The organism is Anabaenopsis sp. NIES-4685, from assembly GCF_059725405.1.
In genome coordinates, this window is the sequence record NZ_AP043602.1 from 4,287,260 (window position 1) to 4,302,627 (window position 15,368).

General features: G+C 41.9%; 16 protein-coding genes and 2 pseudogenes. 13 read left to right on the forward strand and 5 right to left on the reverse strand.

Features of this window, described 5'->3' with window-relative positions; translation table 11 throughout:
• Positions 1-8 precede the first annotated feature (8 nt).
• Both AC6IZ0_RS18485 and AC6IZ0_RS18490 read right to left on the reverse strand, forming a co-directional pair.
• A pseudogene (locus AC6IZ0_RS18485) lies at positions 9-203 on the reverse strand (HD domain-containing protein); the annotation flags it as partial.
• The gene (locus tag AC6IZ0_RS18490) at positions 172-1,539 is read right to left on the reverse strand and encodes a TIGR03985 family CRISPR-associated protein (RefSeq protein WP_497724310.1); all 1,368 of its coding nucleotides are present in this window, start codon (positions 1,537-1,539) and stop codon (positions 172-174) included. The gene AC6IZ0_RS18490 and the pseudogene AC6IZ0_RS18485, both read right to left, overlap by 32 nt.
• 101 nt (positions 1,540-1,640) lie before the next feature.
• Here AC6IZ0_RS18490 and AC6IZ0_RS18495 point away from each other — a divergent pair, with 101 nt between their 5' ends.
• From AC6IZ0_RS18495 to AC6IZ0_RS18545, 11 genes and pseudogenes are all read left to right on the forward strand, one after another.
• Entirely contained in the window at positions 1,641-1,838 is a 198-nt protein-coding gene (locus tag AC6IZ0_RS18495; RefSeq protein WP_497724311.1) for a hypothetical protein, read from the forward strand.
• Positions 1,816-1,947, forward strand: a complete 132-nt coding sequence (locus AC6IZ0_RS18500) for a CRISPR-associated protein Csx3 (protein ID WP_497724312.1) — start codon at positions 1,816-1,818, stop codon at positions 1,945-1,947. The genes AC6IZ0_RS18495 and AC6IZ0_RS18500 overlap by 23 nt, the downstream gene beginning before the upstream one ends.
• Positions 1,948-1,959: 12 nt before the next feature.
• A complete protein-coding gene (locus tag AC6IZ0_RS18505) occupies positions 1,960-2,157 on the forward strand; it encodes a hypothetical protein (protein ID WP_497724314.1) in 198 nt (65 codons plus the stop codon).
• A complete protein-coding gene (locus AC6IZ0_RS18510) occupies positions 2,111-2,887 on the forward strand; it encodes a CRISPR-associated protein Csx3 (protein ID WP_497724315.1) in 777 nt (258 codons plus the stop codon). Before AC6IZ0_RS18505 ends, AC6IZ0_RS18510 begins: the two co-directional genes overlap by 47 nt.
• A gap of 80 nt (positions 2,888-2,967) precedes the next feature.
• Complete coding sequence (csx2, locus tag AC6IZ0_RS18515; RefSeq protein ID WP_497724316.1) at positions 2,968-4,224, forward strand: TIGR02221 family CRISPR-associated protein; 1,257 nt, start codon at positions 2,968-2,970, stop codon at positions 4,222-4,224.
• Positions 4,225-4,392: 168 nt separating this feature from the next.
• Positions 4,393-6,246, forward strand: coding sequence for a threonine--tRNA ligase (gene thrS / locus AC6IZ0_RS18520; protein WP_497726104.1), 1,854 nt, complete (start codon positions 4,393-4,395; stop codon positions 6,244-6,246).
• A gap of 115 nt (positions 6,247-6,361) precedes the next feature.
• Positions 6,362-7,396, forward strand: coding sequence for a CobW family GTP-binding protein (locus AC6IZ0_RS18525; RefSeq protein WP_497724318.1), 1,035 nt, complete (start codon positions 6,362-6,364; stop codon positions 7,394-7,396).
• A 119-nt stretch (positions 7,397-7,515) separates the two neighbouring features.
• Positions 7,516-8,166, forward strand: a complete 651-nt coding sequence (folE, locus tag AC6IZ0_RS18530) for a GTP cyclohydrolase I FolE (protein ID WP_271731320.1) — start codon at positions 7,516-7,518, stop codon at positions 8,164-8,166.
• A gap of 179 nt (positions 8,167-8,345) precedes the next feature.
• Positions 8,346-8,647: pseudogene (gene hisI / locus AC6IZ0_RS18535) on the forward strand (phosphoribosyl-AMP cyclohydrolase); the annotation flags it as partial.
• A 36-nt stretch (positions 8,648-8,683) separates the two neighbouring features.
• The gene (gene cysS, locus AC6IZ0_RS18540) at positions 8,684-10,129 is read left to right on the forward strand and encodes a cysteine--tRNA ligase (protein WP_271731322.1); all 1,446 of its coding nucleotides are present in this window, start codon (positions 8,684-8,686) and stop codon (positions 10,127-10,129) included.
• An 82-nt stretch (positions 10,130-10,211) separates the two neighbouring features.
• Positions 10,212-10,571: a hypothetical protein gene (locus AC6IZ0_RS18545; protein WP_497724320.1), complete on the forward strand. Its 360-nt coding sequence runs from the start codon at positions 10,212-10,214 to the stop codon at positions 10,569-10,571.
• Positions 10,572-10,651: 80 nt separating this feature from the next.
• Here AC6IZ0_RS18545 and AC6IZ0_RS18550 read toward each other — a convergent pair whose 3' ends face one another.
• Positions 10,652-11,209, reverse strand: coding sequence for a pentapeptide repeat-containing protein (locus AC6IZ0_RS18550; protein WP_497724322.1), 558 nt, complete (start codon positions 11,207-11,209; stop codon positions 10,652-10,654).
• Between the two features lie 159 nt (positions 11,210-11,368).
• On the opposite strand from AC6IZ0_RS18550, the gene AC6IZ0_RS18555 reads away from it, so the two are divergent.
• Complete coding sequence (locus tag AC6IZ0_RS18555; RefSeq protein WP_497724323.1) at positions 11,369-11,887, forward strand: hypothetical protein; 519 nt, start codon at positions 11,369-11,371, stop codon at positions 11,885-11,887.
• Between the two features lie 6 nt (positions 11,888-11,893).
• Here the strand turns inward: AC6IZ0_RS18555 and AC6IZ0_RS18560 are convergent, their stop codons facing one another.
• Both AC6IZ0_RS18560 and AC6IZ0_RS18565 read right to left on the reverse strand, forming a co-directional pair.
• Positions 11,894-13,057, reverse strand: a complete 1,164-nt coding sequence (locus tag AC6IZ0_RS18560; RefSeq protein ID WP_497726105.1) for an RNA-guided endonuclease InsQ/TnpB family protein — start codon at positions 13,055-13,057, stop codon at positions 11,894-11,896.
• Positions 12,942-13,535, reverse strand: a complete 594-nt coding sequence (locus AC6IZ0_RS18565) for an IS607 family transposase (RefSeq protein ID WP_497724324.1) — start codon at positions 13,533-13,535, stop codon at positions 12,942-12,944. The genes AC6IZ0_RS18560 and AC6IZ0_RS18565 overlap by 116 nt, the downstream gene beginning before the upstream one ends.
• Before the next feature lie 675 nt (positions 13,536-14,210).
• On the opposite strand from AC6IZ0_RS18565, the gene AC6IZ0_RS18570 reads away from it, so the two are divergent.
• On the forward strand, positions 14,211-15,233 hold the full coding sequence (locus AC6IZ0_RS18570; RefSeq protein ID WP_497724325.1) for a tetratricopeptide repeat protein: 1,023 nt from the start codon (positions 14,211-14,213) through the stop codon (positions 15,231-15,233).
• Positions 15,234-15,368: the final 135 nt, after the last annotated feature.

Sequence of the window (15,368 nt, forward strand, 5' to 3'; positions counted from 1 at the left end):
TTCACAAACTCTTCAATACTATCATGTAGTAAAGCTGCGATCGCCTCTTCTTCTGTTCCCCCAGCTTCCAATACTAAGGCCGCCACACTCAATAAATGAGCAACATAAGGGGTACCGTTAATTTTACGGGTTTGTTTAGCGTGCACAGATGTGGCGTAAACTAATGCTGACTCAAATTTTACCGTTAATTTTGGGGTGTTGATCATTTTCTTGACCCAGATAGAGCAAATATTCAGCGGCGACATCAGCCCCTATACTTTGGCGTAAATCTAGAGGCATAATAACTTCAGCTTTTGGTCGCCAGGCGCGTATACGCATACTGACGTTGTAATCTAGATGGCGATATTGCACACGGTAGTAAGCATCTTGTGAGGAGCGCTGATTGAGAACTTGCAGTAATGCTTGTTGTTCGAGTACTGATGTATGTTGTTGAATTAAATATTTTGCTTCCTGATAGGTAACGGCCTCAAAGGTCCGATGGCGAACAGTATCCCGAATGTAGCGGTCATGGTGGTCTCGGTCAAATCGCAACAGCATCAGTCGGGAGGGTAAATAAAAATCAAATCCCCAAGCTTGAGACATTTCCCGTTCAATTTCATCGGGACTGGGTAAATTACCGTTGTAGTAGCGTTGTTGTAAAACCTGGGGAATAGATGGATTTGCCCAGTCTATGGGTGTAATATGGTGAATCCGGTCTAGTCGATAGTTATACCAATCAGTTTTGCGGTCAGGACTTTCGCCTAAGGCGCAAAGGTAAACTGCTCGTTGGACATAATAGATACATACTGGGTAAACTATAGATTGCACAGTGTGTTTAAGTCTGGCGCTGTTGTAAGTTAATTCTAGAGGTGGTACTGGCTCTTGTTCCCAGATTTCCCGTAATTGATGTTGCCAATCATCAACTAAGTCTATAGTCTTACGGGGGATTACATAGTCAAGTTGAAAGCAAAATCGCTGTACACCACAGATCATCTGGGCATGATTTTGAGCGATCGCGGCTAAATCTTCTTGATTGAGAAAGTTCAATTCGTCGCTAGTCCCAGATGTGGTGATCATGGGACGAGAGGGGAATTTTTTGACCCGATGATATTTCTGTTGTCGATATTCTAACCATCCTATTTCGGCGAGAATTTCTAGGTCTGCTTGTAAGGAACGACGTGTAACGCCAAATAGTCTTTGTTGTAATATTTCATTTAATTTAGGTTCAGAAATACCAGTGTGAGTTAACAGGGACTTTTGCCATTGTGATTTGACAATTCCCGCTTGTAATAACCATGTAGCAGTGGTTTTAGTACAAGGACAATTTACATCATGTAACTGAGGAATTGCTTCCCCTTTGGGGTGGGTGGAAGTAAAAAAAGCATCCCGCCACTGAGCAAAGGTAAAGGAATTACTCAGCGCTAAGGGGTCTTGTCCATACAAATAACGTAACCACACCCATAAACGAATTGCTCTGGGGAGGTTTTGCTTGAGAGAACCGCGTGCTAACCATTGCAGCAGTTCTATTTGGGGAGTGTCTACAAAAGTTGGCTTAAACACTGATTAAGTAGATTCATTGCTAAGACCAGCATACAACATATTGGAATTGGCTGCTTCCACTGGGATGTATGATATACCTATTGACCCAACAGTGTGCACAGATGACTAGTTATAGAATTGCTTTGAAAGAGAATATTTTGCGGGTGAGTTTTGGGGAAACTGCTCAAAATGACCAAATTATTCAGGATGCGGCGGCGCGACTGCAGGAAATGCAAGATTCAGAGGAACTAGGAGGAGGTCCACTGTTGAGGATTAATCGGACCTATTTCTGTACCGGTGGCGTTTGTTTTAGCTCATAAACTGGCTCATCTTTATGGTGCGATCGCTTGTTTTGACCCCAAGTTAGGTAAATATGTGGTTTGTATCACACATAATCCTGAGTATAAATTGGGCGATTTGATTAAGTGAGAGATTAAAGTTATGAGTAGCTATCACATTAGTCTGGATGAGGATGTGTTAAAGGTGAGGTTTGGTAAACCTGCTCACGGTGACCAAATTGTTAGGGATGCGGGAGCGCGTTTAGATCAAATGCTTGCATCGGGGGAAATTACGGGGGGAAAATTACTTAAGATTGATTGGACCTGCTTCTGTGGCGGTGAGTTATCTCATCTCTCATAAGATATCTCAATTGTATGGTGCGATCGCCATTTTTGACCCCAAAATTGGTAAGCCAGGATATAAAACTTACATTGTTGTTGCTACCCATACTCCAGCTTATCGGTTGGGTGAAGTGATTGAAACCAGTGAAACCCACAAAAGTAAACAAAATCTCAAAGTTGTATTGTGTGGTCCGCCCCAGTCTGGTAAATCTTGTCTGCGTAAAGGTTTGAAACAGGCAATTGGCAATATTCCCGGCGCACCTTATCCTTATGTGATTACTGCTTGTCCAGATGGGGAAGGTGCTTGGTTTTCCGATGCTGCGCGGCGAGATATTGATTTAGCCAGAAAACTAAAACAAGACTACAAGGCTAAGTTTACCCCAGAGTTTGCCATTAAAGCGGCGGGCTGGGTAAAAAGTGCCAATACACCACTAAATATCATTGATGTGGGTGGTAAAATTACACCAGAAAATCGGCTGATTATGCGTGAAGCTACTCATGCGGTGATTTTATCTGGGGATAAGGGTAAGGAGGAAGTTCCCCTTTGGGAAGAGTTTTGTCATGATTTAAATATACATATTGTTGCTAATCTTTATAGTGACTACGATGGTAAGGAAGATAAAATTTTTACAAAATCTCCTTTGCTAACTGGTAGTATTCATCACCTGGAACGGGGAGAAGATGTTTCTTTTCGTCCCATGGTACAGGCTTTGGCGCAGGTTTTGGTGGGGTTGTGTAGAAGAGAGTAAGTTAGCAAGCTTACTACTCCAACTTATTTGGATATGGGACAAACTTCTGTAAAAAAAATAAGAATCAAGGATTAAATATTATGAAGGCGATTTCATTTCTCGGCTTTAACAAAAGAGGTTATCAAGAAACTACTTACCTCAATCCCATTGCTCCTGGGGAATATAAAACTAAATTTATTCAAGAAGCTTTAGTAGAATTTTACCAACCTGATACTCTTTATGTTTTATTGACGAATACAGCAGCTACAGGTATTCCAGATAATGAGACAGAATCTAGTTGGGAAACACTCAAGAAGAAACTTGGCGATAAAGTTAATTTACAACCAATAAATAATGTACCTGAAGGACACAGTACCTCAGATATCTGGAAACTATTTGAAATGTTAACGGACTGTTTAGAAGAGGGTGATAGAGTAGTATTTGACATTACAAATGGCTTTCGTTCTCTACCTGTTTTAGCATTAATTGCTGTTAGTTATTTACGTGTTGTCCGTCAAGTCGAGATTCAAGGCCTAATATATGGTGCATTTGATGCCAAAACTAATAATAAAACCCCTATATTTGACCTTTTACCCATAGTTAGCTTATTGGAGTGGACGACTGCTACTGACCAGTTCATTAAAACAGGAAATGGACAAGCATTAGCAAGCTTACTTGATCAAGGTGACTCTACAGCTAAGGATTTAGCAGTCAGTATCGAAGGAATTGCACAAGGTTTACAGCTTTTACGTCCCATGGATGTTATTCAAGAATCAGCAATATTACCTGAACGTATTCTAGCAGCAGCACCAATGGTTTCTCAAACTGTACCACCATTTGCAGCTTTGTTGCAGCGTGTAGAAAAAGATTATGGTAGTTTTGGCTTGTTTAACTCAACAGATTATCGCTATTACCCACAATCATCTTTATTACGACAACTGAAAATTGTCGAGTGGTACGCGGCGAAAGGACAAATTGTTCAAGCCTTATCTATGGCGCGGGAATGGCTACCTTCTTTGTTATGTTATCACTTTCAGTTAGATCCATTAGATAAAGGATATAGGGAGGAAATGGAACTATTATTAACTGGAGGTAAAATTAAGGATAAAGATGGTATCCTTATTAAGGAATCTCAATATCTGGTAGAATGGTCTAATATTCCCAAGGAAAAAAAGAAACAATTAAACAGACTTTGGGGTGGTGAATTAAACTTGGCTAATCTGCGTAATGATGTGTTACACGCAGGATTTCGGAAAAATCCTAAAAATGCCCAAAATATTTTGCATCAAACGGAATTGATTATTAAGGAACTTGAAGCCATTGCAAAGCTCTGGAATTTGCAGGATGAAACTGTATAAAACTACTTCTGAGTTAATGATCTAGAAATGCCTGATTTTGCCGTTATAATTTATACTCTGGTGGGTGATCGCTCCCCCATCCTGATTTGGGGATGATTTTCAGGAAAGATTAATCTCATCTGGTTAATTGTGGGATATAATGATAACGGTTATCATTATTTTACGGCTATGGTTAGTTCAATCATCCCGTCTGAGGAGAAACTGCACCAGCAAGACCATGAACAGCTCATCAGGATTCGTCACACCTGCGCCCACATTTTGGCTATGGTTGTGCAGAAGCTATTTTCAGGGACTAAGGTAGCAACTGGACCGGTGACAGAAACAGGCTTTTATTATGATTTTGATGCTCCTGTGAGTTTTACCCCGGAGGACTTGGAAAAAATTACCTTGGAAATGCGGCGGGTTATTCAGGCTAATTTACCCATCATCCGCGAAGAGGTACAACGTGGGGAAATTCAAACAGAAATTACTAACTTGGGGGAAACTTACAAAGGGGATATTTTAGCACGCATCCCCCCAGATGAAATTATTACCCGTTATTTTATCGGTAGTCCTGATGTTCCTGTGCAGCCTGAACCGTCATTATTTACAGTTGCATCAGGGGGGATGGTTAATCATAACTCTTGGTGGGACTTGTGCGCTGGACCCCATATCAACTTTACCGGGGAAATTCACCCCGATGCTTTTAAATTATTAAATGTGGCGGGTGCATATTGGCAAGGTGATGAAACTGAGCCGATGCTACAACGCATTTATGGTACAGCTTGGGAAACTCCAGAAGATTTACAAGCTTATTTAAAACAACGAGAGGAAGCATTACGGCGTGACCACAGAAAACTCGGTCAAGATTTGAATTTATTTAGTATTCAAGAAGATGCTGGTGGTGGGTTAGTTTTTTGGCATCCTAAAGGGGCGCAAATCCGCCATATCATTGAAGATTACTGGAAGCGATCGCACTTAGAAGCCGACTATCAACTACTATATACCCCCCATGTAGCTAATTTGGAACTGTGGAAAACATCGGGTCACTTTGATTTCTATAGAGAAAATATGTTTGATTCCATTGATGTGGAACAACAAGCATATCAACTCAAACCGATGAATTGTCCTTTCCACGTCCTCACCTATAAGCATCAACTCCACTCCTACCGAGAGCTACCCATTCGGATGTGTGAACTGGGTACTGTTTATCGTTATGAACGTTCTGGTGCTTTACACGGTTTGATGCGGGTAAGGGGATTTACTCAAGATGATGGTCATATTTTCTGTTTACCTGCACAAATAGCACCGGAAATTCTGGGAGTTTTAAATCTCACAGAACAGATTTTGTCAGACTTTGGCTTTACTAATTACGAAGTTAATTTATCTACCCGTCCTGAGAAATCAGTGGGAAATGATCATGTTTGGGAGTTAGCTACTGCTGCACTTAAACAAGCATTAGATACTAAGGGTTGGGACTATCTTATTGATGAAGGTGGTGGGGCGTTTTATGGCCCTAAAATCGACATTAAAATTAAAGATGCCATTGGTCGTAGTTGGCAATGTTCCACTATTCAAGTTGATTTTAACTTACCGGAACGCTTTAATATGGAATATGTTACCCCAGAAGGCGATCGCCAAAGACCAATTATGATTCATCGGGCTATCTTTGGTTCTTTAGAGCGATTTTTTGGGATATTAATCGAAAACTATGCTGGGGATTTTCCTCTATGGTTAGCACCAGTACAAATCAGACTTTTACCCGTTAGTGATGATGTCCGCGAATATGCGCAATCTGTCGCTACTACTTTCAAACAGTCCGGGATGCGGGTAGAAGTAGATTATAGTGGTGAACGACTGGGTAAGCAAATCCGCACAGCTGAATTAGAAAAAATCCCCGTAGTGGCGGTTATCGGTAAAAAGGAAGTGGAAAATCAGACTTTGAGTATCCGCACTAGACAAAATGGCGATTTAGGTGTATTGACCATCGATGAAATTTTACCACGGCTACAGGAAGCGATCGCTTCTAAGGGCTTAATCTAGATTTTTCACTCTTTGTGCGGATAATCCTTTCAATCCTGAAAATTATAAATCTTATGGGGTTGGTATTCTACCCCCCAGGAATGACAAAACTTACTTGATCACCAACAAAGATCATATGACTACTCTCACACCATCTCAAACAAATATTATACCGGAGATTCCTAAGCGGGGAATGCCGGTAACTCTGATTACTGGATTTTTAGGAAGTGGTAAAACTACACTCCTGAATCAAATCCTCAAAAATAAACAAGATTTAAAAGTTGCTGTCTTGGTGAATGAATTTGGGGATATTAATATTGATAGCCAATTGCTGGTTTCTATAGATGAAGACATGATGGAACTCAGTAATGGTTGTATTTGTTGTACCATTAATGATGGTTTGGTTGATGCTGTTTATCGGGTATTAGAAAGAGAAGACCGTATTGACTATTTGGTGATTGAAACTACTGGGGTAGCTGACCCGCTACCGATTATCCTCACGTTTTTAGGTACGGAACTCAGAGATTTAACTAACCTCGATTCTATTATTACTTTGGTGGATGCAGAAGCTTTTGACGCTGAACATTTTCAAAGTGAATCGGCTTTGAAGCAAATCACGTATGGTGATATTATTCTTCTCAATAAGGTTGACTTGGCAACTCCTGCTAAACTTCAAGAAGTGGAAGACTACATCTATGAGGTCAAAGCTGGGGCAAAAATTTTGCACACTCAATATGGAGAGGTGCCGTTACCATTACTTTTAGATACAGATTTAACACCTAAACAAGATTATCTCTCAATTGTAGAAGAAGATGAACACAAGGGGCATGATCACCATCATCACCATCATCACCATGAACATCACCATCATCACTCAGATCATTTAGATAATGATGGGTTTGTTTCTATTTCCTTCCAGAGCGATCGCCCCTTTGATGTTCACAGGTTTGAAGCTTTTCTGACTGAGGAAATGCCACCGGGTGTATTTCGTGCTAAAGGTATACTGTGGTTTGATGATAGTGATTTACGCCATATTTTTCAACTCAGCGGACCACGTTATAATTTACACGCTGACAACTGGTGTAGTCCACGTAAAAATCAACTCGTTTTTATTGGGAGAAATTTGAACCCTAGTGAAATTAACTCTCATTTGCATAAATGTTTGATATGATGAGAGGGTGTAAAGTTATGTTACACTCATTCATGAGTCAGGGTAAGTCAGCGGTAAATCACAACCGACATCTGAACAACTGACCACTTCAGTAAAACATTCCTTATAAAACTCAAAAAATGACTTTATCGATTCGTCCCGATCTAACTTCTGCCGATCAGGTACTATCGTCTTTAGTTGCTCAAAAGCAACCAAAAGTAACAGAAGCAGAAATGATGCAGGCTGTACGGACTTTGTTGATTGGATTAGGTGAAGATCCAGACCGCGAAGGACTCAAAGACACTCCCAAAAGAGTGATGAAAGCCTTGAAATTTCTTACAAAGGGATACACTGAATCTTTGGATGAACTGCTCAATGGTGCAGTATTTACAGAAGACGCCAATGAAATGGTGTTGGTTCGGGACATCGATATTTTCAGTTCCTGTGAGCATCATATCCTACCGATCATTGGCCGCGCTCACGTGGCTTATATACCTAATGGTAAAGTCATCGGTTTATCTAAAATAGCCCGCATTTGCGAAATGTACGCCCGACGTTTACAAGTACAGGAACGTCTGACTACCCAAATTGCTGACGCATTGCAAAGACTACTCAAACCCCAAGGTGTGGCGGTAGTAGTGGAAGCAACCCATATGTGTATGGTGATGCGCGGGGTGCAAAAACCCGGTTCTTGGACTGTTAGCAGTGCTATGCGGGGAATTTTCGCTGAAGATGGTCGGACTCGCGAAGAATTTATGAATTTAATCCGCCATAGTGCTAACTTTCATTAAATAGTTATCATAGGGCTGTATCTATATAGCTGCGGTAGTAAGTGTAGAGATGGGAGAATTCTTGTCTCTACATGATCAAAATACAATGTAACTGAATATACCATAAAAACTATTTTTGCTTAAGTATTAAATAAATTGATTAAATACTCTAATGTGAAAATTCAGTGAGGAGAGAAACTATGGTAATTTCAGAATTACAATTTAATAGTCAAGGATTAATTCCGGCGATCGCCCAAGACTATAAAGATGGTACGGTGTTAATGATGGCGTGGATGAATCAGGAATCCCTAGAAAAAACCCTCGCCACAGGTGAAGCACATTACTGGAGTCGCTCGCGTTCCCAATTGTGGCACAAAGGGGCTACATCTGGGCACATTCAAAAAGTCAAAGAATTTTTGTATGACTGTGACGGCACACTATCTTGATCAAAGTTGAGCAAATCGGTGACATTGCTTGTCACACAGGGGCGAGAAGCTGTTTCTTTAATTCTGTACAAATGACTAATTACTAATTAATTATGACCCTGACCATCTACAATACCCTCACCCATAAAAAAGAACCATTCCAACCCCAAGAACCTGGTAAGGTGAAAATGTATTGCTGTGGTGTCACGGTATACGATTACTGTCATCTGGGTCATGCACGCTCTTATATAGGTTGGGACGTAGTACGCCGGTATTTTCAATGGCGCGGTTACGAGGTTGAATATGTGCAAAACTTTACCGACATTGATGATAAAATTCTTAACCGCGCTAATTTAGAGGGAACTTCCATGGAGGAAGTTTCCCAACGCTACATAGATGCTTACTTTGAGGATATCAGACGGTTAAATGTGATGGATGCTTCAGCATATCCCCGTGTAACGGAAAATATCAGCAGTATTCACCAATTAATTCAGGAATTAGAAAAAAAAGGTTATGCCTACGCCACCAATGGTGATGTTTATTACAATGTGCATAAATTCTGTGAATATGGTAAACTGTCAGGGCGGGATGTGTCAGATATGCAAGCCGGGGCTAGTGGGCGGGTAGATGTAGAAGACCCATCAGGACAGAAAAAACAAAACTCGGCGGATTTTGCTCTGTGGAAAGGGGCTAAACCGGGGGAGCCAGCATGGAGTTCACCTTGGGGTTCAGGTCGTCCAGGATGGCACATTGAATGTTCGGCTATGGTCAGGTCATTACTAGGGGATACTATTGATATTCACGGCGGTGGTGGTGATTTAGTATTCCCCCACCATGAAAATGAAATCGCCCAATCGGAAGTGGTGACTGGTAAACCGTTGGCGCGTTACTGGATACACAATGGTATGGTAACGGTGAATGGTGAGAAAATGTCTAAGTCTTTGGGGAATTTTACCACAATTCGAGAGTTGCTGGATCAAGGTGTTGACCCGATGGTGGTAAGATTGTTTATCCTACAGGGACACTATCGCCGCCCTTTGGATTTTACTAAAGAGGCGATCGCCTCGGCGGAAAATGCCTGGAAAACCCTCAAGGAAGGGTTACTATTTGGCTATCAGTACGGTGACAAGCTGGGACTGGAAACCGGGAAAGAGTTAATCCCTAATCCCTATATCGAGAGTTTTCAAGGGTCTATGGATGATGACTTTAATACACCGGGAGGATTGGCGGTTTTATTTGAACTGGCTAAGGAGTTACGCCGTCAAAGCAATCTGTTAACTCACCAAGGAAAAACAGACCTGACCCCAGGAGAAATTCAGCAGCAATGGCAAACTTTAGTCACCTTAGCTGGGGTATTAGGACTGGAAGCAGCACCAGAAGCCCCCACTGTCGCCCCTAGCAGGTTAACTGATGGGGAAATTGAAGTTTTAATCCAACAGCGACAAACAGCCCGTAAATCTAAGAATTTTGCGGAGGGCGATCGCATTCGTCAAAAATTACAGGAACTCGGCGTTACATTAATCGATCAACCAGATGGTACGACTCGTTGGCATTCCTGATTAAGATTTACTTAAATCGTAAGATTTAATCGGATAATCTCAGCAGTCAGGATCGTTTTAGATTGTTTTACAAGGAACCCCGATGAATAAAAAGACTATACTGAGTTTACTTTCTACTCCCATGCTAGTTAGCTCAATTCTCGCTATGGGAGCAATGGCAAATCAAGCCCAGGCCGCAGAAACAGAACCAGACAACACAGACAAACTCAGCTGCATACAAAATGACCATATATGGCGTCCTGTGTGTGTGAGAGCTTCTGTATTGGCTAAAATCCCTGAATATCAACCCGGATTAGAGTTTTCTAGCGATGAAAATGAAGTTCCCTTGCTAGGGTTTAATATTGAAGAAAGTGATATGGCGGTTGACTTATTTAACTGTGACTGTCCACAGTGTATTAATGCTTTGCGTCAAATGCGCGGTATGTCACCCTTAGTTTATTAGACATCTGTTGAAAAACTCTCCCCTTTCCTTGCTAAGGAGAGGGGTTGGGTAATTGAGGATGAGGAAAACTCTTGAGAGTTCTAAGAATAGCAATAACTACCAGCCCAAGTCACCCATTTATGAGATATTCCTATATGGGCTATTTCTTCAGCTTTCTCTTGCTGACTTAGTTGTGTCCCTGTTAAGTCTGCACCGTTTAGTTCTGCTTCATTGATATTACACCCGCTTAAGTTGGCTTTCCTCAGATTAGCGTTTCTTAAGTTGGCTCCACTCATTTGGGCTTCACTCAGGTCAGCATATCCTAAGTTGGCAATTTCTAAATTTGCACTGCGCAAATCTGCACGAGTTAAGTTAGAATGTTGCAGGTTAACCCTAATTAGTTCAGCGCCAATTAAGTTGACTTCAGTCAAGTTTGCACCGTTCAATTCGGCTCCACTTAAATCAGCATCTGTGAGATTTGCTCGAGTAAAGTCACATTCAGTCAAATTCGCCTGTGTCAGGTTAGCTCCACTCAAGTCAGCTTCCATAAAATTAGCACCACTCAAGTTAGCAGCACTAAGATTTATTTGATGTAAACTGGCTCTATTAAATGTGCGCTCTCCTGCTGCATAAAGGTTTCGGATTCTTTTAGCGTCCATTTTCTCACCTCGCAAGCTCTACAGGTCAGTTGAGTTATTCTTGACACTCTACTCAAACCACACTAACAGCAACCGCGAGTTTTAGGTAAACTTGTCCTCCTATTATGCTATAATCGCAGGCTGTTTTACCAATTCCTTAACAGAAATATACTAAACTCCATGGCTGATTTTACATCTACGCTATGTCAATGTGTGGCTGCATATGGCGGCGGCGGGGTGCGTCCCACTGCTGAAACCGTTGTCAATGCGTTGTTACAAGCTGAAAAGTCTGCTAAACAGCAACGGCTGAGTTATCCTTTTACATCTCTACTAGGTAAATGGCAACTTTGTTTTGCTACTGGAACCAAGAAGGCTCAAAAACGAGGTGGAATTGTCTTAGGGAAGGGTTTGTATGTGCCGAAGTTTGTGACTATTCAGATTTCTTTTAGTGCGACTGTAGAGCCAGATTCCGGTAAGGGTGAAATTGGTAATCAGGTACAGTTAGGCCCAGTTTTATTACAACTGACCGGACTAGCACGTTATTTTGGTAAGCAAAATTTGCTAGCCTTTGACTTTAATTGTCTGCTTTTTTACCTGTTTGGTGGTAAGGTCTACAGTGGGCGGTTTAGCTCTGGTCGGGGTGAAGCTCAGGATTTCTATGATCAGCCTATCGCTAAGTTACCGATACTTTTTTGCTAACATTCACTAACAAATACACTCTTTAAGAGAGGGCGTATCAACCAATGCACGGAGGAAAATCCCTCGCGCACCATTTATGTCCCGGCTCATTACCCGCCCATCAGATGGAGACTTAACGAATTTAGCACCACTAAGGTTGGGGATGATTTCACCAGTCCAACTGACTGTTTTTGATGTGTACGCTTCGTTCACATCCATCACTACTTTATTAGTCTCAAAAGCCTTATGCTTGAGAAAACACTTAAATCGGTAGTGAGAGAGTGTCAACATTTGGCGCACTGACTTTGACCTAATTCGTCGTTTCGCCTTCTGAGACATTTGGGATGTTTCAAAGGTGGGCAGTAAAATCATGTCAAAGTTATCAACCAAAAATCGAGTAGTTTTCTTGTGCAATTCGTCTACAAGGTTTTTGATTTTACCTCGCAGTCTACTAGCAGCAAGTTTCATTCTTCTTCTTTGTTTGCACTTGGCTTGAGTGAATTTAGAAATTAACTTATCCAAGCGAAAACACAGCTTCTGGATTTGTAAATTAGCAGATGTGCCAATTTCCCCAAAACTACATTCAGAAAAGAAGGTGATAAACGTTCTGATACCGGGGTCAAGTGCTACAACACGTCCTTGGTTATCAGACTTCTGTTGCAGCACATCCTCTGGAACTGTCAAATAGTAATCACCGTATGCAAATACTAAACGACAGTCGCCAAAGCTTTGTGGTAAGGCTTCTTTCAAGGTTGCCTTACCTAATATAGTGTGGTAAATTCCCACATCTTTTACTGCGGATTTGGGAATGTAGCAAGATTGTACAGCGTCTTTTCTTGACCTAAATTTAATCTTGCTAATACCACCACCGGTTTTAAACTTTTTCTTGGCATTGCTGACAGACTTACAAGCATCTTTGATGGCGATTGATTTAAGATAAGGGACTGATTTACTCCATTCTGGTAGTCCGTTCAATATGTCAGTCTTAATCGCTTTCCAGTTAGCCTTAATGCTAGAGTCTTGCAGCAGTTTGACGGTGGTGTTGTAAACAAACCTGGACACACCAAACCACTGTTTAACGATCTGCTTCTGCTCGGTTGTGAGGAAGATCCGGATCTTCCTTGATTTTTTTACTGTACTTCCTGAGTCCGTGCATCCGACGAGAGAAGAGGTGGAGGATGGAGAGAAGATCCGAGGTAAGTTCTGACTCTGGGCAATGTACAGTGTTGTCGAGAACCACGATTCGTCCACCGTTTTGCTCGACCATGTACTCAATAAGCTCGAATCCAAACCTCGCGAGTCGGTCACGACAGGTAACAACAAGCGTGAGCTGATCTCCCCGCATAAGTCTGTCCAGTAGGGCTTGCAGTCCTTTTCTTTTAAAGTTGATTCCACTGCCGATATCTTTGATGATTTCGGCATCTGGGTAGAGTGATTGCATATAGGCGATTTGTCTACCAAGGTCGTCTCGTTGCTTGGTTGAACTAACTCGGCAGTAGCAGACAATGGAAGTTCTAGTGGCACCACGGAGGTAGGATTCAACGTTAAAAAGTCTTTGTCCTGCTTCGTTTTTGATGCTTTCAATCTTGCCATTGTCTGCGTACTTCCTTAAAGTGTGTGGGTGCAGTCCCAGTTGTTTGACTGCTTCTCGTAGTGGTACATAAGCCATACCACTATCTTAGCATTTATCAGCATATATAATCTATTATTAGCAAATAACTAGCTATTGGCTAGCCTTTTTTTGCTTTCTTTTTGGTTACACCTGATTTGATTGCAGCTCGCGGTCGTGGGGGTGGGTTGGCTCTGTGGATTCGTCAGCAGTAATTAACGACAGATAACCACGGGTAAACCCATACTTGTATTCTTTATACTCTTTTTTGTCACCTGATTCCCCAGTCATCAGTGTTATTTCTCAGAGGATGTTTTATAAGTTTTCAACAGGTAATTTTTATCTTAGGGAACAGGGAACAGGGAACACCGGAACAGGGATTAGGGAACAGGGAACAGGGAACACCGGAACAGGGAACACCGGAACAGGGATTAGAGAACAGGGAACAGGGAACAGGGAACAGGGATTAGAGAACAGGGAACAGAGAACACACCGGAAGAAACAAAATCAAGTCCCATTCCCTTGTGAAGGGAATGGGGAGGGTGGGGGTAAAACAATATTTGATACACTAATCATACCTTTTAAAACATCCTCTCAGGATATATTTTTTTATTGCAATTCTATTTACTTTTTATCTCTAAAGGGAGAAAATAACCACTAACTCAATATTGGGAAACCTCTTGAGGGTGCATTCCCAACCCTTGCCAATTCATCGCAGAGTGTAACCGGGGTCAGATGACGCAAGCTTTTAATCGAGTCCAAGAATGGGAACAACGCCGTAACCAAGCTAACCGCTACTACCAGCAAGGCCAGTTTCAAGAATATCTCAATTTTGCCACGGAGAATTTACAGTTAGCTCGATCTATCCCAGACAGAGCTAGGGAAGGCCATACGTTGAATGATGTCGGTTTGGCTTATCTGAGTTGTTGTCAACCTCTACAAGCTTTAGAGTGTTTTGAGCAAGCGCGTTTAGTGGCTGAGGAAATCGGGAACAGGCGATCTGAAGCGATCGCACTGAGTAATCTGGGTTCTACTTACAGCCGTCTGGGGCGATTGTCACGAGCGCTAGAGTATTTTCACCAGGGGTTAGACATCTTTCGAGATTTACAAGATATTCCCGCCGAGGTTTCTACTCTCAATGATGTGGCACTGATTTACACTAAGTTGGGAGAACCTAAGCGCTCCCTGTTACTACAGTACCAAATTTTGGCTATGCGTCGCTCACTGGGAGATTTTTCTGGGGAAGCAACTACCCTCAATGGTATTGGTTATGCTTACAGCACATTAGGACGGTATGAGCAAGCTTTAGAATTTCTCCAAGCAGCACTCCCGATTCAACGCGCTGTGAAAAATGTGGTGGCCGAAGCTACTACTTTAAATAATATTGCTTCTGTCTATGGTGATTTGGGAGAACCTAAAAAGGCTCTGTTACTCTACTATCAGGTTTTGTTGGCTCGTCGGGTTATGAATGACCGCGCAGGGGAGGGGACAACCCTACATAATATTGGTTTTACCTACGGTATCTTGCGGAATCACCGTCAAGCTATGAAATACTATCAGCAGGCGATCGGCATTTATCAAGAAGTTGGCGATTCTCTCGGAGAAATTTCCGCGCTGCTGAGTATGGGTCAATTTTACGCTAGGACTAAACGCAAAAAGTTAGCCCTCAGTTACTATCACAATGCTCAGGATTTAGCCCATGCGATCGCCTCTGAGCCACTGTTGAAAAAGATCCAGCAGTGTCTGGATGCTCTGTAATTTATTCCCTCCTGACTCAGGAGGGGTTCAAATATAGCCATATGCCAAGAATTAACCTTGTTTTTGGCTATATGGATGAACTATGCGGATTCAGCAAAGCCCAGAAAAGTTTTAGAATATAAAAAACTGAATTTG